Origin of the sequence: Lacibacterium aquatile (genome assembly GCF_042683105.1) — a bacterium.
Taxonomy (GTDB): Bacteria; Pseudomonadota; Alphaproteobacteria; order Elsterales; family Elsteraceae; genus Lacibacterium; species Lacibacterium aquatile.
In genome coordinates, this window is sequence record NZ_JBHUIP010000004.1 from 1 (window position 1) to 18296 (window position 18296).

The 18296-nt window shown below is 61.5% G+C and carries 22 protein-coding genes and 1 riboswitch; of the genes, 8 read left to right on the plus strand and 14 right to left on the minus strand.

What is annotated here, in order from left to right; all coding sequences use genetic code 11:
• Positions 1 to 268 precede the first annotated feature (268 nt).
• From ACFSM5_RS05475 to ACFSM5_RS05510, 8 genes are all read right to left on the minus strand, one after another.
• Entirely contained in the window at positions 269 to 1105 is an 837-nt protein-coding gene (locus tag ACFSM5_RS05475; protein ID WP_379875278.1) for an anti-sigma factor, read from the minus strand.
• A complete protein-coding gene (locus tag ACFSM5_RS05480; RefSeq protein WP_379875279.1) occupies positions 1093 to 1650 on the minus strand; it encodes a sigma-70 family RNA polymerase sigma factor in 558 nt (185 codons plus the stop codon). Before ACFSM5_RS05480 ends, ACFSM5_RS05475 begins: the two co-directional genes overlap by 13 nt.
• Positions 1628 to 2269 (minus strand): leucyl/phenylalanyl-tRNA--protein transferase, encoded by a 642-nt coding sequence (gene aat / locus ACFSM5_RS05485; protein ID WP_379875280.1) that lies wholly within the window; start codon positions 2267 to 2269, stop codon positions 1628 to 1630. Before aat ends, ACFSM5_RS05480 begins: the two co-directional genes overlap by 23 nt.
• Positions 2270 to 2303: 34 nt before the next feature.
• Positions 2304 to 3665 carry an acetyl-CoA carboxylase biotin carboxylase subunit gene (accC, locus tag ACFSM5_RS05490; RefSeq protein WP_379875281.1) on the minus strand — a complete coding sequence of 454 codons (1362 nt, stop codon included), beginning with the start codon at positions 3663 to 3665 and terminating at the stop codon, positions 2304 to 2306.
• 15 nt (positions 3666 to 3680) lie between these two features.
• Positions 3681 to 4148, minus strand: a complete 468-nt coding sequence (accB, locus tag ACFSM5_RS05495; protein WP_379875282.1) for an acetyl-CoA carboxylase biotin carboxyl carrier protein — start codon at positions 4146 to 4148, stop codon at positions 3681 to 3683.
• Positions 4148 to 4600 carry a type II 3-dehydroquinate dehydratase gene (gene aroQ / locus ACFSM5_RS05500; RefSeq protein ID WP_379875283.1) on the minus strand — a complete coding sequence of 151 codons (453 nt, stop codon included), beginning with the start codon at positions 4598 to 4600 and terminating at the stop codon, positions 4148 to 4150. Before aroQ ends, accB begins: the two co-directional genes overlap by 1 nt.
• A 115-nt stretch (positions 4601 to 4715) precedes the next feature.
• Positions 4716 to 5426, minus strand: coding sequence for a substrate-binding periplasmic protein (locus ACFSM5_RS05505; protein ID WP_379875284.1), 711 nt, complete (start codon positions 5424 to 5426; stop codon positions 4716 to 4718).
• An 81-nt stretch (positions 5427 to 5507) separates the two neighbouring features.
• On the minus strand, positions 5508 to 6365 hold the full coding sequence (locus ACFSM5_RS05510; protein ID WP_379875285.1) for an AraC family transcriptional regulator: 858 nt from the start codon (positions 6363 to 6365) through the stop codon (positions 5508 to 5510).
• Between the two features lie 181 nt (positions 6366 to 6546).
• Between ACFSM5_RS05510 and ribA the strand changes: the two genes are divergently transcribed.
• Positions 6547 to 7677: a GTP cyclohydrolase II gene (gene ribA, locus ACFSM5_RS05515; protein WP_379875286.1), complete on the plus strand. Its 1131-nt coding sequence runs from the start codon at positions 6547 to 6549 to the stop codon at positions 7675 to 7677.
• Positions 7678 to 7680: 3 nt separating this feature from the next.
• On the opposite strand, the gene ACFSM5_RS05520 is transcribed toward ribA, so the two are convergent.
• Together ACFSM5_RS05520 and ACFSM5_RS05525 are read right to left on the minus strand one after the other, a co-directional pair.
• Positions 7681 to 7848, minus strand: coding sequence for a hypothetical protein (locus tag ACFSM5_RS05520; RefSeq protein WP_379875287.1), 168 nt, complete (start codon positions 7846 to 7848; stop codon positions 7681 to 7683).
• A gap of 14 nt (positions 7849 to 7862) precedes the next feature.
• Positions 7863 to 8819 (minus strand): hypothetical protein, encoded by a 957-nt coding sequence (locus tag ACFSM5_RS05525; RefSeq protein ID WP_379875289.1) that lies wholly within the window; start codon positions 8817 to 8819, stop codon positions 7863 to 7865.
• 218 nt (positions 8820 to 9037) lie between these two features.
• Positions 9038 to 9114, plus strand: a riboswitch (SAM riboswitch).
• 67 nt (positions 9115 to 9181) lie between these two features.
• On the opposite strand from ACFSM5_RS05525, the gene ACFSM5_RS05530 reads away from it, so the two are divergent.
• From ACFSM5_RS05530 to ACFSM5_RS05540, 3 genes are all read left to right on the plus strand, one after another.
• Positions 9182 to 10225, plus strand: coding sequence for a methionine ABC transporter ATP-binding protein (locus ACFSM5_RS05530; RefSeq protein ID WP_379875589.1), 1044 nt, complete (start codon positions 9182 to 9184; stop codon positions 10223 to 10225).
• Complete coding sequence (locus ACFSM5_RS05535; protein ID WP_379875290.1) at positions 10206 to 10859, plus strand: methionine ABC transporter permease; 654 nt, start codon at positions 10206 to 10208, stop codon at positions 10857 to 10859. Before ACFSM5_RS05530 ends, ACFSM5_RS05535 begins: the two co-directional genes overlap by 20 nt.
• Positions 10860 to 10925: 66 nt before the next feature.
• Positions 10926 to 11702: a MetQ/NlpA family ABC transporter substrate-binding protein gene (locus ACFSM5_RS05540; RefSeq protein ID WP_379875291.1), complete on the plus strand. Its 777-nt coding sequence runs from the start codon at positions 10926 to 10928 to the stop codon at positions 11700 to 11702.
• Here the strand turns inward: ACFSM5_RS05540 and ACFSM5_RS05545 are convergent.
• Positions 11699 to 13168, minus strand: coding sequence for a hypothetical protein (locus tag ACFSM5_RS05545; protein ID WP_379875292.1), 1470 nt, complete (start codon positions 13166 to 13168; stop codon positions 11699 to 11701). The two genes, ACFSM5_RS05540 and ACFSM5_RS05545, sit on opposite strands and share 4 nt — an antisense overlap.
• A 157-nt stretch (positions 13169 to 13325) precedes the next feature.
• Here ACFSM5_RS05545 and ACFSM5_RS05550 point away from each other — a divergent pair, with 157 nt between their 5' ends.
• Entirely contained in the window at positions 13326 to 13766 is a 441-nt protein-coding gene (locus tag ACFSM5_RS05550; RefSeq protein ID WP_379875293.1) for a sugar 3,4-ketoisomerase, read from the plus strand.
• Positions 13738 to 14694, plus strand: coding sequence for a glycosyltransferase family 2 protein (locus tag ACFSM5_RS05555; protein WP_379875295.1), 957 nt, complete (start codon positions 13738 to 13740; stop codon positions 14692 to 14694). Before ACFSM5_RS05550 ends, ACFSM5_RS05555 begins: the two co-directional genes overlap by 29 nt.
• 154 nt (positions 14695 to 14848) lie before the next feature.
• Here the strand turns inward: ACFSM5_RS05555 and ACFSM5_RS05560 are convergent, their stop codons facing one another.
• Genes ACFSM5_RS05560 through ACFSM5_RS05570 form a run of 3 tightly spaced genes read right to left on the minus strand, consistent with a single transcriptional unit; the run spans position 14849 to position 16971 of the window.
• Entirely contained in the window at positions 14849 to 15241 is a 393-nt protein-coding gene (locus tag ACFSM5_RS05560) for a VOC family protein (RefSeq protein WP_379875296.1), read from the minus strand.
• Between the two features lie 22 nt (positions 15242 to 15263).
• Positions 15264 to 15824, minus strand: a complete 561-nt coding sequence (locus ACFSM5_RS05565; protein ID WP_379875297.1) for a rod-binding protein — start codon at positions 15822 to 15824, stop codon at positions 15264 to 15266.
• 22 nt (positions 15825 to 15846) lie between these two features.
• Positions 15847 to 16971 (minus strand): flagellar basal body P-ring protein FlgI, encoded by a 1125-nt coding sequence (locus ACFSM5_RS05570; protein ID WP_379875590.1) that lies wholly within the window; start codon positions 16969 to 16971, stop codon positions 15847 to 15849.
• 214 nt (positions 16972 to 17185) lie between these two features.
• On the opposite strand from ACFSM5_RS05570, the gene ACFSM5_RS05575 reads away from it, so the two are divergent.
• Both ACFSM5_RS05575 and dksA read left to right on the plus strand, forming a co-directional pair.
• Positions 17186 to 17641, plus strand: coding sequence for a flagellar assembly protein FliX (locus ACFSM5_RS05575; protein ID WP_379875299.1), 456 nt, complete (start codon positions 17186 to 17188; stop codon positions 17639 to 17641).
• A gap of 165 nt (positions 17642 to 17806) precedes the next feature.
• The gene (gene dksA, locus ACFSM5_RS05580) at positions 17807 to 18229 is read left to right on the plus strand and encodes an RNA polymerase-binding protein DksA (RefSeq protein ID WP_379875591.1); all 423 of its coding nucleotides are present in this window, start codon (positions 17807 to 17809) and stop codon (positions 18227 to 18229) included.
• Positions 18230 to 18296: the final 67 nt, after the last annotated feature.

The following is an 18296-nucleotide window of genomic DNA, read 5'->3' on the forward strand; positions in this document are numbered from 1 at the left end:
CAGAGACAAAAAGGCCTTCCTGATGATACCCGCTTGACCAAACTCAACACAGTTGCTCGGACTTGATCCGAGGATCTTTAAGTGACGGAACGGAGACCGGCCACAGATCCCCCGATCAAGTCGGGGGATGACGGGACTTTTGACTGGATGCGTAAGTGGCTACGCGGCCTATCTACCCAAGATCCCGGATCAGGTCCGGGATGACAGCGTTTGTTTGATCCATGATCAGACACAAAGAAAAACGGCGACCCGTAGGTCGCCGTTTTGCTTAGATCTTCGTGCCGTCGACCATGCGGCCGACGTACATCTGCTGGCCCGTTGGGGCCGGGCCCGGTTGTTCGGCGCTCGGTTCGACCGAGATGCAGAAGCGGTTACCCGGCTTCACGCCGGCGGGCATCGGCACCATGGTGCCTTCCGGGCCGACGGTGCCGAGCCAGACGATGGTCTTGGGATCGGTCCAGACCCAGACATGCATCACCTTATTGTCCGCAGGCGGCGCGACCGAGGCGACGGGCATGACTGCCATCTTGTCGCCCATCGGCTTCATGACGAACATCGGATTGCGCGACTCATCGACCAGCACGACCACGTTCGAGCGTGCGGCGGGCTGAATCTGCGCCAGCATCGTATCGGGGATCTTCACGCCCAGGCGATCCTGGAGGCGCGCGACGATCTCGGCAGGCGGATGGAAGCTGACCCAGGCGGGTGTCGTCAGGAACAGGGCGACGACCGCTGCGGCTGCCGCGCCGGTCAGCACGAAGCCGGTGAAGAACAGAGTCTTCCAGCGGCTGGCCTTGCGTTTCAGGGCTTTCAGAACCCGGCCATCGATGATCTCGGCAGGGATGTCTTCCTCGACCGCCTTGGCTTTGGCAGCCTGCTCGAAAGTTGCCCCGGCGATACGGGCCCAGAGACCGGCCTGCGGCGCGACTTCCGGCGCCAGCTCGGCCAGGGGCGCGAGACGGCTTTCCCAGGCCTGGATGGCCTCGGCAAGGTCGGGATTATTCGCGGCCATCGCTTCGATTTCGCCGCGGGTGGAAGTGCCAAGCAGTCCCAGGACATGCTCGGCCGCCAGGATATCCAGGCTATCGCGATCTAGCTGATCCATGCGCCAAGGCACCCTTTCAACCGCATCAGGCCACGACGGACCCAACTTTTTACCGTACCGAGCGGCGTTTCAAACCGCGTTGCCAGTTCCTCGTGGGTGAAGCCATCGAAGAAGGCGGCCAGGATCGCCTGGCGCTGATTATCCGGCAGACCGGCGAGGCAGGCCTGCAGCCGCTCGCCATCCTGGGTGCGTCCCAGCTGATCGAGTGCGCTTTCCGAGGGGTCCGGGCGATCCAGCAATTCGGGCGGGAGGGCGTCGGTGCGGCCGTCGCGCGCCAGGATATCGAGCGCGCGGTTACGCGTCAGGGTCGCCAGCCAGCCAAAGCCGCTTCCCCGTTCTGCATCGAAGCGGGCCGAACCGCTCCAGAGTTTGACGAAAACGTCCTGCACCGTTTCCTCCGCCGACTCACGTCTACGGGTGATACGGAGGGCGAGGCCATATAGACGCGGTGCGACCGCTTTATATGTATCCTCGAAGGCTCGCCGGTCGTTCGACGATACCGCCTGCAGCAGCCTGTCGAGTTCAAGCGTGGGCGAGTCCGGCATTCTGCCATACCTCCTGGTCGCTCATATGCACGGGGAAACGAGCCTCCACTGTCAGCGCCATATCCAGACGTTGGCGATAGTCGGTGCGCGGGATCTCCAGTGCACCGAACTGGGCGAGATGGTCTGTGACAAATTGTGTGTCCAGAAGAACATAACCGCCCGCCTTCAATCGCGCTACTAGATGCACGAGCGCGACCTTACTGGCATCGGTTGCCGTCGAGAACATGCTCTCGCCAAAGAAGGCGCCGCCGATGGCAACGCCATAAAGCCCACCGACCAGCTGCCCGTCGTGCCAGCTTTCGACCGAATGGGCAAAGCCCCGGTCGAACAACAGACCGTAGAGGCGCTTGATCTCGTCGTTGATCCAACTGTCCTCGCGTCCCCGGTGGGGCGCGGCGCAGGCTGCGACGACACGGCGAAAGGCCGCATCGCAGGTGATCTGGAGTTTGCCTTGGCGCACGGTGCGGCGCAGGCGGGAGGGGATGTGGAAACCGTCGAGCGGAAGAATGCCCCGCCGCTCCGGGTCGACCCAATAGAGGTCGGGATCTTCACGATGTTCAGCCATCGGGAAGATCCCGGCCGCATAGGCCCGCAGCAAGAGATCAGGGGTCAGGCGCATTGCGTCAGAAGCCCCGTGTTCTCATCATGGCCGATCAATGGCCCCCGTTGCCGCCGTCGCGTTTGGCGAGGAATTTTTCCAGCCAGTGGATCGTATAGTCGCCAACGATGAAATCGTTGTCGGCAATGATCTCCTGGGCCAGCGGGATCGTGGTTTCGATGCCGCCGATGACATATTCCTCGAGCGCGCGGCGCAGGCGCATCATCGCCTCATTCCGCGTCTTGCCGTGCACGATCAGCTTGGACACCAGGCTGTCGTAGTTCGGTGGGATCTTATAGCCGGAATAGAGATGGCTATCGACGCGCACACCGGGGCCGCCCGGTGCGTGGTAGTCCGTCACCCGACCCGGTGAGGGCAGGAAGGTGAAGGGGCTTTCGGCATTGACGCGCACTTCGATGGCGGCGCCATTGAAGCGGATATCTTCCTGACGGATGCCAAGCTTGCCACCGGCTGCGATGCGGATCTGCTCGCGCACCAGATCGATGCCGGTGATGAATTCCGAAACCGGATGTTCGACCTGCAGGCGGGTGTTCATTTCGATGAAATAGAACTCGCCGTCCTCATAGAGGAATTCCAGCGTCCCGGCCGAGGCGTAGTTGAGCGCGCGCATGGCGTCGAGGGCGATCTTGCCGATCTTCTCACGCTCTTCGGCATTCAACGCGGGCGAGGGGGCTTCCTCGACCAGCTTCTGATGGCGGCGCTGGAGCGAGCAGTCGCGCTCGCCCATATGAATGACGTTGCCCTGACCATCGCCCAGGATCTGCAGCTCGATATGGCGCGGACGCCCGAGGTACTTTTCCATGAAGACGGCGTCGTTATTGAAGAACGCCTTGGCTTCGGAACGGGCGATCGGCAGGGCCGCGCGCAGTTCGTCGTCGTTCTGGGCAACCTTCATGCCCTTGCCGCCGCCGCCTGCCGCCGCCTTGATCAGAACCGGATAGCCGATCTGATTGGCGATCTCCATCGCCTGATCGTCGGAGGTGATCGGACCGGGCGAACCGGGAACGGTCGGAATACCCAGCTCGGTCACTGCATGTTTAGCGGTGATCTTGTCACCCATGATCCGGATATGCTCGGGATCGGGGCCGATGAAGACGAGACCGTGATCGCGGACCATCTGGGCGAAATCGGCGTTTTCAGCCAGGAAGCCAACGCCTGGGTGAATGGCTTCGGCCCCGGTGATCGTCGCCGCCGTCAAGATGGCATGCATATTGAGATAGGACTGCCGGGGCGCGGGCGGCCCGATGCAGACGCTCTCATCGGCAAGGCGCACATGCATGGCATCGCTGTCGGCGGTCGAATGAATCGCCACCGTCTTGATGCCCAGCTCGCGGCAGGCCCGGTGAATACGAAGGGCGATTTCGCCGCGATTGGCGATCAGGATCTTTTCGAACATCGGCTCGTTTGCGCCTTACTCGATGATCAGCAGGACTTCGCCGAATTCGACCGGCTGGCTGTCGCGGACGATGATGTCCTTGACGGTGCCGGAACGCGGCGAGGCGAAGGGGTTCATGACCTTCATCGCTTCGATGATCAGCAGGGTCTGGCCCTGGGTGACCTTGTCGCCGACCTTGATGAAGGCCGGGGAATTGGGGTCTGGCGCATGATAGACGGTGCCGACCATCGGCGAGGTAACCGCGCCCGGATGGCTGGCCGGATCGCTGGTCGGCAGGCCGACCGCCGGGGCCGCTGCGACCGGAGCCGGTGCTGCGACTGGAGCCGCCATCGCGACCGGAGCGGCGACGCTCACGGCGCCCGGAGTCCGGGCGACGCGGATGCGCACCTTGTCGCGTTCGAATTCGATCTCGGTCAACTTGGTTTCGTCGAGCAGACCGGCAAGATTGCGGATCAGCTCAAGTTCCAGGTCGTGCTGGGACATCACGCCTCGCGTTGCTTCAAGAGTTTTGCCATTGCGGCGACGGCCAGCTCATAGGAGAGCGCACCGAAACCGGCAATGATACCAACCGCCGCCTGTGCCGGATATGAGGTGTGGCGGAACGGTTCGCGGTGAAAGATGTTGGACAAATGCACTTCGATGGCCGGAAGGCCGACGGCCTTTAGCGCATCGAGCAGTGCAATGGAAGTGTGGGTATAGGCCCCGGCATTGATAATGATGCCCTGGGCGCTGTTCCGCGCTTCCTGGATCCAGCCGACCAATTCGCCTTCCATATTGGACTGGCGGAAATCGATGGCCAAGCCATGCCCATGCGCAACAGACCGCACCTGTGCCTCGATATCGGCAAGGGTGGTGCGTCCGTAGATTTCAGGTTCCCGGGTGCCGAGAAGATTGAGATTCGGCCCGTTGAGAACAAGGACGAGGGGGGATGACAATCCTAGGTCTCGTATGTCCGTTGCGATCAGCCACTGGTTATAGCATGTCAGACGGGCTGCGCAAGGAAATGGCTAATATGTGGCGAGCATAAGCAAAAAAGCCGCCTGCCAAGCCCTAGCGGGTGGGATGCATCAGCGCCTGAAAGGTCCCTTCGGCGATCAAGGCGCGATGGCGGCGTTGCATGCCTTCGACGATCGCGGCCGGAACGTCGCGCGAGGCAACGATGTAATATTCCACCTGGAATACAGGCGGGCCGACATTGATCTGGCTGCGCAGGGACGGCTTGCCGCCACGACCGGTCAAGACCCCCATGGCGCTGAGCGGTGCCAGCCAGACGTCGATCCTTTTGGCCAGCAGCTTCTGCAGATTGGTCGCCTCATCGCGGGTGGCATCAAACGCCACCTGCCGATGGTCCAGCCAGGGTTCGGCAAATCCGCCCTCCATAACGCCGATGATGCCCATCGTCTGCGCTTCGGTCAGGGTCTCCGGCGCCGGTCGGGGAGCGAGGGCGGCAAACCCGGCGGCTTCGGTCGCCAGCGGGGCGATCCATTGAAAACGGTCTTCGGTGTCGCGGGTTCTGGCCTTCATGATGCCGATGCGGCCGCCGTCTTCGAGATCGCGGATGAAACGCAGGCTCGGCAGAATACGGAAGTCCTGATGGATCCCAACCGCCGATACGAGCTCGCGGGCGATGTCGATAGCTGGACCATAGGCGATGCCGTCCTGATCGAAGACGTAGGGCGGAACCTCGTGCGCAATCAGCTCCACCGCCCGGGCAGGGACGGCGGCCAAAAGAAACGGCAGGATGAGCAGGGCGCGCAGCATGGCGAGGGTTATGCGCGCGGCCCTGCTTCAGGTCGATTGTCAAAAGCTACAGGCTGTCATACGTCCCAGGCGGGCGTCGGATCAGCCTTTAAGCGGCAGATAGATATCCGTCAGCCATTCGGCGGGCGGCAAGCTGCTGGGATCGTTCAGATAAATCTCGAAGCAGGGGGCGTCGGCCGTTTCCTGCCCGCTTTTGACCAGCCATTCGCGGAACAGCCATGCGTAAGCCTTTGGTAGCTCGGCATAGGGTCCCTTGTGCCGGACGACGGCGAATTTACCGCCTTCGATGTAGCCGCTGTCGACCTCGCCCCCCGTCGGGGTTTCTTGGGGAACGGTGAGGCAGGCGAAGGAGCGGAGGTCATCCAGCGGCACCCCGTCGGGATCGTCGTAAAAGATGCCGATCATCAGGCTGTCGGGCGAAAACAGGTTCCGGGCGCCTGCCCAGGCCGCCAGTTTGTCGAAGGCGGTGCCGATCTTCTGATAGTCGCCCTTATGGGCAATACGGGCCACATGGCGGGTGGGGGTGGTGCGGATTTCGGCCGAATAGCTCATGGGGTCATCCTCGACGGGTTGATAGGGGGAGGGAACCACGAGCAGTCCCTGGGAGCGATAGGCGCCCGGCGCGATGCCATAGGCGGCCAGGAATGCCCGGCTGAAGGCGGCAAGGCTGCCGTATCCGGCCTGCCGGGCGATCTGCTCCAGACTGTCTTCGGCCTGAAGCAAGGCCGCTGCGGCACCATGCAGGCGCTGACGGCGCAGGGTATCCAGCACGGTTTCCCGCATGATCGCCCGGTAGATCCGATGGAAATGATAGGGCGAGAAACAGGCGATTTCCGCCAGCCCGTCCAGGCTGTGATCCTGGCCGGGGTGGGCCGCGATATGATCGAGGACCCGCTGGATGCGATGCTCATAACCCATCAGGGTGGCTGTCTTGTTCATGTTCCCTCCGCCGACCACCATAGGGGCATCGCTTTTGATAGATCTTGCTAAGCTCAAACACTTGCTAAGGGGAAACCAGGGGGCGTAGCAATGGCAATGCAGCCACGCTCTTGCCGCTTTAGCGGGCAAGCGCCATCTGCCCTATAGTGTCTTTGTTTGTTTTTGTCCTTCGAGGCCCACCGTGACCGCCCCAGCGTTTCTTGCCGCCTTCAATCCTGTCGAGCCGCCCGAGCCCAGCGATCTGCTGGCGCTGGATCGTGCTATCGGGGAGGTGCGGCGAACCCTGCCGGTGCGTCTGGTGGGGGCGGATGGTCAATCGGTGCTGGCCCTGCCGGTCGAAGGTTGCGAGGCCCGCACCCAGGCTTGGCTCGCTAGCTTAGCTCAGGGTGGTGTGGAACTTGTGATGACCCGCCGCCGCGCGATTGCGCTGGGGTGGGAGAGCGATGCACCGTCGGATGAGGCTGTGGCCTATGACCTGCCGCAGCAGGCTTGTGAGCCCGGTACGCTGGCCCGCATCGCCGATCCGGTGTTGGCGATGGAACAGGGCCGCCCGGAGGCGCCGAAACGCCGTGCGCCCCATCCGCTGGCCGATGCCGCCATCCGTCTGATGAAGATCGCGCAGCTGCTGCCCGCCGTACTGTTGTTCCCAGCCAGCGAGGGCGCGGCCCTGCTATCGGTCGCGGCGGACACCATCCGCGACTACGATCTGCTCTCCGGCCGTCTGCTCCATAAGGTGTCGGAGGCGCGGGTGCCGCTGGCCGAGGCCGAAGACGCCCGCATTGTTGCTTTCCGTCCTGCCGACGGTGGGCCGGATCATCTGGCGATCCTCATCGGGCAGCCGGACCTGACACAACCGGTACTGACCCGCCTGCATTCCTCCTGCATCACCGGCGATCTGCTGGGAAGCTTGCGCTGCGATTGCGGCGAGCAGCTGCGCGGCGCGGTCAAGACGATTGCCGAGGCCGGTGGCGGTATCGTGCTCTATCTGGTGCAGGAAGGCCGGGGTATCGGCATTGCCTCGAAACTTCGCGCCTACGCCCTGCAGGACAAGGGCCTGGACACCGTCGATGCCAACGAGCATCTGGGGTACGAGCCCGACGAGCGCGACTATCACATCGCGGGCGCCATGCTGCGTCAGCTGGGGGTGGGTGCGGTGCGCCTACTGACCAACAACCCCTCCAAGATCGCGGCGCTTTCAGAAGCCGGGATCACGGTGGCCGAGCGGCTGGTCCATGCCTTCGCTGCCAATCCGCATAACGAGAAGTACCTCGCGACCAAGGCTGAAAAAGCAGGGCATCTACTGCCGAAGTAAGGATTAGATCTTCTCGATATAATAGATCAAGATCCAGCCGTCTTTCTGACTGCCGGTGTAGGAAACATCTTTGTTTCCATTGTCGCGACTCATTTGAGCCTCGGTTTCCATCTGCTCTTCTGTGATTCCGGCGTGGTATTTGGTTTCCATTTTTACATATTGTTTGGCCATCTAATTTCTCCTTGTCATTTTGCAGCTTGTATTGCGGCTTTCCACGGTCCGATGTTTTGCGTTGAGCGATCAATCCCGAGGAGCACCTGTGTCAGAAGTCTTTTGGCCGCTGCATCATTTGCAGGGCCTTTAAGCTTTTGCTCAAATTGCTGTGTTCCGATGGTCGTGCCTGTGACAGTCGAGATCATATTGCTGGTGTCTGTATCGAGCTGCGTCGGCGGTGCTGCCAGAATTGTGTATGCCTCACCTGGGGGCAGGTCCTTGACGATTGCCACCAACTCTTTCACCCGTTCTTGAGCGTCAGCGGCGACGAACGCCTTGTCTCTGGTGACATTGAGGCTCGTTTCCGCTTTCGCCTTCGTTTCACCGGCTTTTTCCGTGATGGTTGTAATGGCGCCTGGGATTGATCCGGCATGATAATATCGTTCGATATCCATAAGGGCGCGCCCAAGGGGGTATTTATCGTCGCTTAACGATAGGCCCCTTTCGATATCGGCCAGAATTTTTGACCTCTCTGCCACCATCGACGCCAGCAATGCAGGCATTGTGCGCTCGTAATATAGATTTTTGTTGATCGATGTCTGGCTGCCGGCGATCCCAGCCGAGACGGCGGATAATACCCGGCTGGCCGCTGCTCCTGTGACTGTCGCCCCGGCTGTGCCGACGCCGATCCCCATAATGTCGAGCGAAAGGTTGGTGATGACGCCTTCCTTATAAAGCTGTTCGACAAAATCGGAAAACATCAGGTCAAATGCCTGTAGCTGGCCATAGACGACTTCGTCGCGATATGCGCGTCGGTCTGACCCTTTACCCGCATAGGTCGCAAGAACGTCTGTATTCGGAAGGAAATAGCGTTCGCGGAGTTTGCTGGTCTTATCCGATATTTCTTCCGGGCGGTCAGGGTAGCCACCCAAAGAGGTGCAGCCCGAAAGCATGAAGACGGCACATGCCAATGCGAGAGATGGACGCATGGATATCTCCCATGGGTTATGTTTCTTCGGCATCACGTCCGCATGAAACGTATTTGAGTACGATATGCAATTTGTGACAAATTTCAAATATCTGCTTTGTTTAATTTTTGAAGTGGTGCACGACGTGTTATATGCATTGATTTTCTGTGAAATGCATTTCACGCATATCAAGTCACAGGTAATTTCCGATTGATTTCCAAATAGGTCAGGCCTACGTTCCTGATTACCGCGCCGATTTGAGCGACAGATTGCGGGCGCGTTATAAATACCGCTAAAGCGATGGGCCTAAACCGCCCAGCCGACGTCGCCGTAACGTTGAGCTTTTGGAGGCGTGGCCCGTGCCACACACAGATACATCACCGATGATCCTGCTGGACGGGATCACCAAGACCTATAGCGGCAAGTCCGGCTCGGTCACTGCCGTGCGCGACATCACCCTGTCGGTCAATAAGGGCGAGATCTACGGCATCATTGGCCGTTCTGGCGCTGGTAAATCGACCCTGATCCGCTGCGTCAATCTGCTGGAACGCCCCACGTCGGGCCGTGTCATCGTCGATGGCGTCGATCTGACGGCCCTGGGCGAGGGCGCCCTGCGCGAGAAGCGCCGCGAGATCGGCATGATCTTCCAGCATTTCAACCTGCTGTCCTCGCGCTCGGTTGTCGAGAATGTCGCTTTCCCGCTCCAGCTGGCGGGTCTGTCGAAGTCGGCGGCCCATGCCAAGGCGCTGCCGCTGCTGGATCTTGTCGGGCTGGCCGATAAGCGCGATGTCTATCCGCGTGCTCTTTCGGGCGGTCAGAAGCAGCGTGTCGGCATCGCCCGTGCACTGGCGTCCGAGCCCAAGGTTCTGCTGTCGGACGAGGCGACCTCCGCCCTCGATCCCCAGACGACCGAGACGATCCTGGAGCTGCTGCGCGACATCAATCGTCAGCTTGGTCTGACCGTTCTGCTGATCACCCACGAGATGAGTGTCATCCGCGATATCGCCCATAAGGTGGCGGTGCTGGATGGCGGCGTGATTGCGGAAGAGGGGCCGACGGCGGATGTCTTCGCCCGCCCCAAGACGGCGACGACCCAGGATTTTGTGAAGGGCCTCTTCAACCGCGATCTGCCGGCGGCGGTTCTGAAGCAGTTGAAGCCCGCGCCGTCGGCCGGTGATCAGGTGCTGATCCGCATCCAGTTCCATGGCGAAAAGGCGCTCGACCCGGTGATATCGCGCCTCGTGCGGCGCTTCGATATCGACGTCAATCTGCTCCATGGTCAGCTCGACCATATCGGTGAGGCAGCTTTTGGCACCCTGGTGGTGGCGCTGCCGGGCGATGGAGAAACACAAGTTAAAGTCTTGGCGGACTTGAAGGATCAGGCGCTGGACACGGAGGTGCTGGGTTATGTCGGCCGCGCTGTTTGATCTTCTGTTCAACTCCCTGCTCGAAACCCTGTCCATGGTCGCGGTGTCGACCCTGGTCGGTCTTGCCGCAGGTTTGCCGCTGGGCGTGATTCTGGTCGTCACCGACCGGGGCGGCATTGTCGAAAATTGGCCGGTCAACCGGGTCTTGGGCGTAATCATCAACGCCACCCGCTCGACCCCCTTCATCATCCTGATGGTGGCGGTGATCCCGATCACCCGCTCCATCGTCGGCACCTCTATCGGGACGGCGGCGGCGCTGGTGCCGCTGTCGATTGCTGCAACGCCGTTCCTGGCCCGTCTGATCGAAACGGCCTTGCGTGAAGTGGATCGCGGCCTGATCGAAGCGGCCCAGGCCATGGGGGCCTCGCCGGTCCAGATCGTCACCCGGGTTCTGCTGCCCGAAGCTCTGCCGGGGATCGTCGCGGCGGTCACCATCACCATCGTCTCGCTGATCGGCTATTCGGCCATGGCGGGTGCGATTGGCGGCGGCGGGCTGGGTGACGTCGGGATCCGTTATGGTTACCAGCGCTTCAATGTCGAAGTGATGCTGACCGTGATCGCGGTGCTGATCGTGCTGGTCCAATGTCTTCAGAGCGCTGGCGACTTCCTCGTCCGACGTCTTTCGAAACGCTAATTAACCCCTTGAATTCAATCAGATCGTAAGCGCAAACCGCTGCGATCCACACTCGGAGTCTGTCCCATGAAGCGTGTCCTGCTTGCTGGCGTTGCTGCCGCTCTGTTTGCTCTTCCGGCTTTTGCCCAGTCGCTGAAGGTCGGCGTCACCGCCGGTCCCCATGCCGAGATCTTCGAAAAGGTCGCCGCCATTGCCAAGAAGGATGGCGTCGATATCAAAGTGATCGAATTCAGCGACTATATTCAGCCGAACGCTGCCCTGGCGTCGGGCGATCTGGATCTGAACTCCTTCCAGCATCAGCCTTACCTCGATAACCAGGTTGTTGAGCGCAAGTATGATCTGGTGTCGGTCGGTAAGACCGTTACCTATCCGATCGGCGTCTACTCGCGCAAGATCAAGAGCCTGGACGAGCTGAAGGAAGGTGCGAAGATCGCCATCCCGAACGATCCGACCAACGGCGGCCGTGTGCTGCTTCTGCTGCAGTCCAAGGGCCTGCTGAAGCTGGATCCGAAGGCCGGCCTGAAGGCAACCCCGCTGGATGTCGCCGAAAATCCGAAGAAGCTGAAGTTCATCGAACTGGACGCCGCTCAGCTGCCGCGCAGCCTGGATGATGTGGATCTGGCGTCGATCAACACCAACTTCGCCATTGAAGCCGGTATCGATCCGATTAAGGACGCCATTGTCCGCGAAGCGCCCGAGAGCCCCTATGCCAACATCCTCGTTGTCCGCACCCAGGACAAGGACAAGCCTTGGGTTGCCAAGGTGGTGAAGGCCTATCAGTCGGATGAAATCCGCACCTTCATCCAGGAACGCTTCAAGGGCGCTGTCATCGCCTCCTTCTAATTCAGGCGATACGCGATAAGCCCATCTGGGGCTTCGATGCGGCGGTAGTCCTTCAGGGCTGCCGCCGCTTCTGTATCTTGGGTCAGCCATCCCAGCCAGTCGAAGTCGCGACCGTCGAACCCGGCCTCCAGCCTGGGGTCGGTGACGACTATCAAAGCCGGACGCTGGCGCACCAGTTCATCCACCGTGTGGCGCCAGAGGTCATGTTCGGCAGGCGGCATGGCAGAGGGGGCGTGGAAGGGCACCGGATTGCCCTGGTCTTGCTCATAGACTTCCCCCATCAGCCACAGGCTCATGGGCCAGGCGAGGGAGCGGGCCTTGGCCTGGATCAGCGCCGGATATTGCGGGGTGATGCTGGTCGAGAGCCAGAGCAGCGTTTTGCCGTGCGCCTCATGGTGCAGAAACTCGGCGATACGGCCCGGGGCCGTCCCGGCAAAAGCTGCCTGTTGCCGACCGGGCATGTACCAGGAAACGCTGGTGAGGGCGCAGACGACAATGATCACCAGCGCCCGGCGGTCTTTCAGGAAAGATAGGGCGACGGCTGCCAAACTCAGGACGAGGCCCTGGCGCGCGGCCAGGAAATGATAGTCCCAGCCCTTGGCCTGCAAGGTTCCGGCGATGCCTGCACCCAGGGTGAAGAGCCCGGCGGCAATCGCCAGCCCGCCGGCCCGGCGCAGAAAGGGCGACACAAGGGCCAGAGGAATGGCGACCAGCAGCAGTTCACGCTCGGTCAGCATCTCGCTCCAGCGGAGGCCGTCGCCAACCGCGTAGTAATTCAGCCCGGTCGGCAGAACCTCGGTCAGATAGGGGCGGGCAAAGAGCCATGCTGCGCCGATGTAAAGGACGCCGACCGAGATCATGGCGAAGGGAGTGTGATCCCGGAAACTCTCTCTCACTCCCCGGCGGATCAGCAGGGCGCCCTCGATCAGGATCGGCACCAGCAGGAAGTGCGGCTTCACGCAGATGCCGATGGCGGCGGGCAGGGCGACGGCAATCGCGTGGCGGGTCGAAAACGGCAGGCCGCGCCAGCGCAGATCGGCTGCGGCGAGATAGGGCAGGCAGCTCAGGAACAGCAGATGTTCGCGCTGACCGAAGGAATGCTGGGGCAGGGCGAAGGCCGCCAGGATCGCCGCCGCGCCCAGCGGCAGGCGGCGTTCTGGCGGGAGCTGGATCAGGAATCCCGCGACGCTCGCCGATGCCAGGATCGCGAAGAAGCCGTTATAGATGCTTCCCGCGGGCAGACCGGTCAGATTGGCGAAAGCCGCCGGTATGCTGCTGATCCAGAAGATCAGCGGCGGGTTGACGTCCGTCATATCGCGATAGAGCGTTTCGCCCATCAGCATGCGCTGCGCCCAATGCAGGATGGCCGCCGCATCGTGATTCATCGGGGGCCAGAGGGCGGCGATCCCGTGCAAGGCGGGCAGGCCGACGAGGATCAGCAGAAGAAGTCGAAAGGGCTGCTGCATGGCGGCTCCAGGGAAGAAGAGTTCCGGTATAGCCCGCGCCCTAGGAAAAAGAGATGGAATCCTGCCAGGATGAACAAGATTTCATTGCGTCCCGGACCAGATTTCGCCCATCCTCCCGGCTGCTATCCAACTCCAGTCTTTGCCAAGAGGTTCCGGCATGGCCAACGCCAAGCCCGCAATTCTGCCGCTCTCTTCCGTCCGTGAACTCGAATTTCTGGGCTACCCCGCTCCGGATCGTTACGTCACCGTCTGGCAAGGGCAGGGCAATTGCCCGTTCGAGATCCGCCGGGTCTTCACGATCCATGCAACCAAGAACGGCCTGATCGGCGGCCAGCACGCCCATCGTGCCTGCACGCAGCTGCTCGTAGCTTTGAGCGGTTCGTGCGAGTTGATCTGCAAGGACGAAAACGGCAAGCAGATCAGCAAGATGCTGAACCACCCGACCAACGGCGTGATCATCCCGCCGTCGATCTGGGGCGAGCAGCACTACCGCAGCGACGATTGCACGCTGATGGTCCTGTGCGATGAATATTACGATCCCGATGACTACATCCGGGATTTCGATGGCTATGTCCGCTATCGACGCGGCGAGGGCTGAGCCCTCTATCGGTCTCTCCATCGTCGTGCCGGTTTATAACGGCGCGGCGACGGTGGGAGGGCTGGTCCATGCGCTGGAAGCGCTTGAGGTCGACGGCGGGCTCGAGATCATTCTGGTCTATGACGCCAGCCCCGACGATAGCCTCGCGGTCTGCCGTAAGCTCGCAGCCGAGGCAAAGGTCCCCATCACGGTGATCGAGCACAGCCGGAACTATGGCGAGCATAATGCCGTCATGACCGGCTATCGCCATGTGCGCGGCGCCTATGTCATCACCATGGACGATGATCTGCAGAACCCACCCGAAGAGGTGGTTCGCCTCTATGACGCCTGCCGCACCGGCGGGCATGACGTCGTCTATACCTTCTATGCCAAGAAGCAGCATGAAGGCTGGCGCAACCTCGGCAGCCAGTTCAACAGCTGGCTCGCGGGCGTGCTGATGGATAAGCCCAAGGGGCTTTATCTCAGCTCCTTCCGCTGCATCGCCCGTTTCGTCGCCGATGCCATCACCCGCTACGAGGGGCCGTTCCCCTATGTCGATGGGCTGATCCTGCAGGTGACCCAGCGCATCGGCACGCTGGAGGTCAAGCATCTGGCGCGCATGGAAGGACGCAGCAACTACACTCTGCGCCGCCTGATCCGTCTCTGGTCGGCAATGGCGCTCGGTTTCTCGGTCCTGCCGCTACGGATATCGGCCTTGCTGGGGCTCATCTCGGCGGGTTTCGGCCTGCTGGCGCTGCTGTGGGTGCTGATCGAGGCGATCTTCGGCTCCACCCCCACCGGGTGGGCGTCGATCATGGCGATCTCGCTGCTGCTGGGCGGTGTGCAACTGGTGATGCTGGGTGTGGTTGGCGAATATGTCGGCCGCCTGTTCCTGACCGCCAACCGCGCGCCCCAGGCGACGGTGAAAAGCGTCACGCGTTCGAAGTAACTTTCCGATTGTCATCCCGGCCTTGAGCCGGGATCCGGCCGAAGATTGTTGCCGCATTGGGCCTTTGGGGAGAAAGCTGCAAGGGCGGCCAGATCCCGGCTCGGGGGCCGGGATGACGGTTTTTGAAAATTACGATGCCTTGGATAGAGGAAGCCTACCGCTTCAGCTCCAGCAGATCCCAGCGATTGCCATAGAGATCTTCGAACACCGCGACCGTGCCATAGGGTTCGTAGCGCGGTTCTTCGCAGAATTTCACGCCCCGCGCCTTATAGGCGGCATGATCGCGGGCGAAATCGTCGGTATGCAGAAACAGAAACACCCGGCCGCCAGCCTGAAGGCCGATCTGCGCCCGCTGGGCCTCATCGGCGGCCTGGGCCAACAGCATTCGTGTCTCCTGAGCACCGGGTGGGGCTACAAGAACCCAGCGTTTGCCGCCGCCCAGATCGATATCATCGATCAGCGAGAAGCCTAGACTGTTCGTGTAATACGCGATTGCCCGGTCGTAGTCATCGACCAGCAACGTTAAGGCACCGATATGCTGCGGCATGGGAGCCTTTAATCGTGAAGCCTTAGGCTTCGTCGATATGACGGGATGCGGTCGGCGCGCGCAGGTTCTGGCGGCTCACGGCCTCGCGGGGAGCAGCAACCGGCTTTGGCTCGTCATCAAGTGCAGGTGCGACGGGAACCGCGTCTGCGGGCGCATCCTTCTGCACATATTTGGCAACGCCCGAGCCGCTCTGATTGCGATAGGCTGCGGCGGCATCGGCCACGGTCAGCTTGGCGTCCGACTGGCCTTGGGCATATTCCATGACCTGCTTGGAGATCATGTCGGCAATCCCAAGGGAGCCCTGGCGGGCCATGTTCTTGGCATATTCGTCGACCAGCAGACCCTTGAAGCTGTCTTCGCCATGGCCGCCACCGAACATGCCGTCGGTCTTCACCGTGTCGAACATCGGGGCCAGCATCTGCGAGAGGAACATGGCCTCGAACTCGCGGCCGACTTCCTTGGCTTTTTCCGGCGTAACCCCATGGCGCCCCATGTTCTGGAGCTTGCGGGTCATCGCTTCGTCGCGGGCGGTCTGGGTGTCGCCTGCGGCGGGCAGGGCGCGGGCGCCGATGGGATCTGCCATGATGCGGTCCTCGTCCCTAAACTCAGATCAGCTCGATTTCAGCCTGCAGCGCGCCTGCGGCCTTGATCGTCTGCAAGATGGTGATCATGTCGCGCGGACCGACGCCCAGAGCGTTGAGGCCCGAGACCAGTTCGCCCAGGGTGACCCCCGAGGGGAGCACGGCCATGCGGCGGCCCGACTGATCGTCGACTTCGATCTGGGTGCGCGGCACCACCACGGTCTGGGCATTGTTGCCGGAGAAGGCACCAGGCTGCGAGACCTGCGGGGTTTCTGTAACACGGATCGTGAGGTTCGCCTGGGCGACTGCGACGGTGGAGATGCGGACATTCTCGCCCATCACGATAACGCCGTTGCGCTCGTCGATGACGATCTTGGCAACCGAGTCCGGGGTGATCGGCAGGCTTTCCACGTCGGTCAGCAGACCGGCGGTGCCACCATTATAATTAGCCGGGACCGCGATCTCGATGGTGGTCGGATCCATCATCTTGGCGGCAGGCTGACCCAGGAAGGCATTCACGGCATTAGCGACACGGCGGGCGGTCGTCAGATCCGGATTGCGCATCGAGAGGCGCACGGTGGGCAGGGAGTTCAGCTCGAACCCGACTTCGCGTTCGACGAGCGCGCCATTGGCGATACGGCCGGCGGTCGGAACGCCACGGGTGATCGAAGAGGCAGCGCCCCGGGCGGCAAAACCCGAGATGGCGACGGCGCCTTGGGCGACAGCATAAACCTCGCCATCCGCGCCCATCAGCGGGGTAACGAGTAGGGTGCCGCCCTGAAGATTGCTGGCGTCGCCCAGGGCCGAGACACTGATGTCTATCCGGTTACCCTGACGCGCGAAGGCGGGCAGGTTGCCGGTGACCATGACAGCGGCGACGTTCTTGGTGCGCATTTCGTTGTTGGCGGTGCGGGCGTTGACCCCCAGGCGTTCCAACATACCGATCAGCGATTCGCGGGTGAAGACCGCTCGGTTCAGCGAGTCGCCCGTGCCATTGAGGCCGACGACAAGGCCGTAGCCGATGAGCATGTTGTCGCGGATGCCTTCGAAACTGGCGACATCCTTAATACGAACGGTTTGAGCGGCCGCCGGCAAAGCGAGGCAGAGTGCTGCCACCACGCCGACGCATCCCTGGATCATCCGTTGCATACCAATCATCGAGAACCTACCCAAAGGCATTAAACTACGGACACACCCATACAAGGTTCGTGCCACATGAGGACATTATCATAAGCCGTTGGTACTTAATAGTAAAAGCCGCTGGCAATTTTGCCGGGGCGGGGTAGGGCGGCAGCTTTTGCCGCGCTTGATCGGCAGCATTCGCCGGTACCCTTGCACAAGAGAAGCTGATAAACTTCCTCTTATGCGTATTCAAGGTCCTCAAGGCCCCGGCACGACCACGTCTGCCAAGCGGGGCGAAAAAACCTCCGGTGACGGCTCCTTTGCCAAGATGCTGGGCAGCGACGACGCGGGTGCTCCGGCGCCCGCCACAGCCTCGCGTCCGCTTAATGCCGTTGATCCGCTGTTTGCCGTCCAGGCGGCGGAGGCAGAAGCCGGGGGACGCAAGCGGGCGCGTAAGCGGGCCGACGATATCCTCGACCGTCTCGACGATATGCGCCACGCGCTGCTGACCGGCGACCTGACCGAGGGGCATCTTGCCTCTATCCAGCGGGCGATTGAGGAGCAGCGGGATTTGCTGTCGGATCCGGCGTTGGTGGAGCTGCTGGACGAGATCGATCTGCGGGCTCAGGTCGAAATTGCTAAGCTCGAGGTCGCCCGCGATTCAGCCCGTGCCGAGAAAAGCGGCATAAAAGCCTAATTAAATCAGGCTTTTGGCGGAAATCATCCGAGATCATCGGAAGTATTGCCGCAGAACCTCCTTAACCATATACTCCGCGCGCCCTTGCCCCCTCCCAGTTACACCCCGAGCGTGGTGGTGCTGAGAGGCGGTATCAGGGCGGTGGTGGGGTTGATCGAGGTGTCCATGTCGTCTGCGCCGTTACTGCCTCCGGACTATCGTCCTTCCGAGGACGAGGAGTTCATGAGTGACATTCAAAAGGAATACTTCCGCCAGAAGCTGTTGGCCTGGCGGTCGGAGTTGCTTCGCGAATCGAACGAAACCGTTCACCACATGCAGGAAGAAAGCCTGGCTCAGCCGGATATTACCGACCGGGCCTCGCTGGAAACCGATCGGGCGCTTGAGCTGCGGACCCGTGATCGCGAGCGTAAGCTGATCAATAAGATCGATGAAGCCTTGCGCCGCCTCGAAACCGACACCTACGGATATTGTGAGGAAACGGGCGAGCCGATCGGGATCAAGCGGCTGGAAGCCCGCCCGATTGCCACCCTGTCGCTTGAAGCGCAGGAACGGCACGAGCGGATGGAACGCACGCACCGCGAAGATTGACCCTGAAAGCCGGATCGTCCCTGACGTTCCGGCTTTTTTATTCCGGTCGTTCTTAGGCAAAACAAAA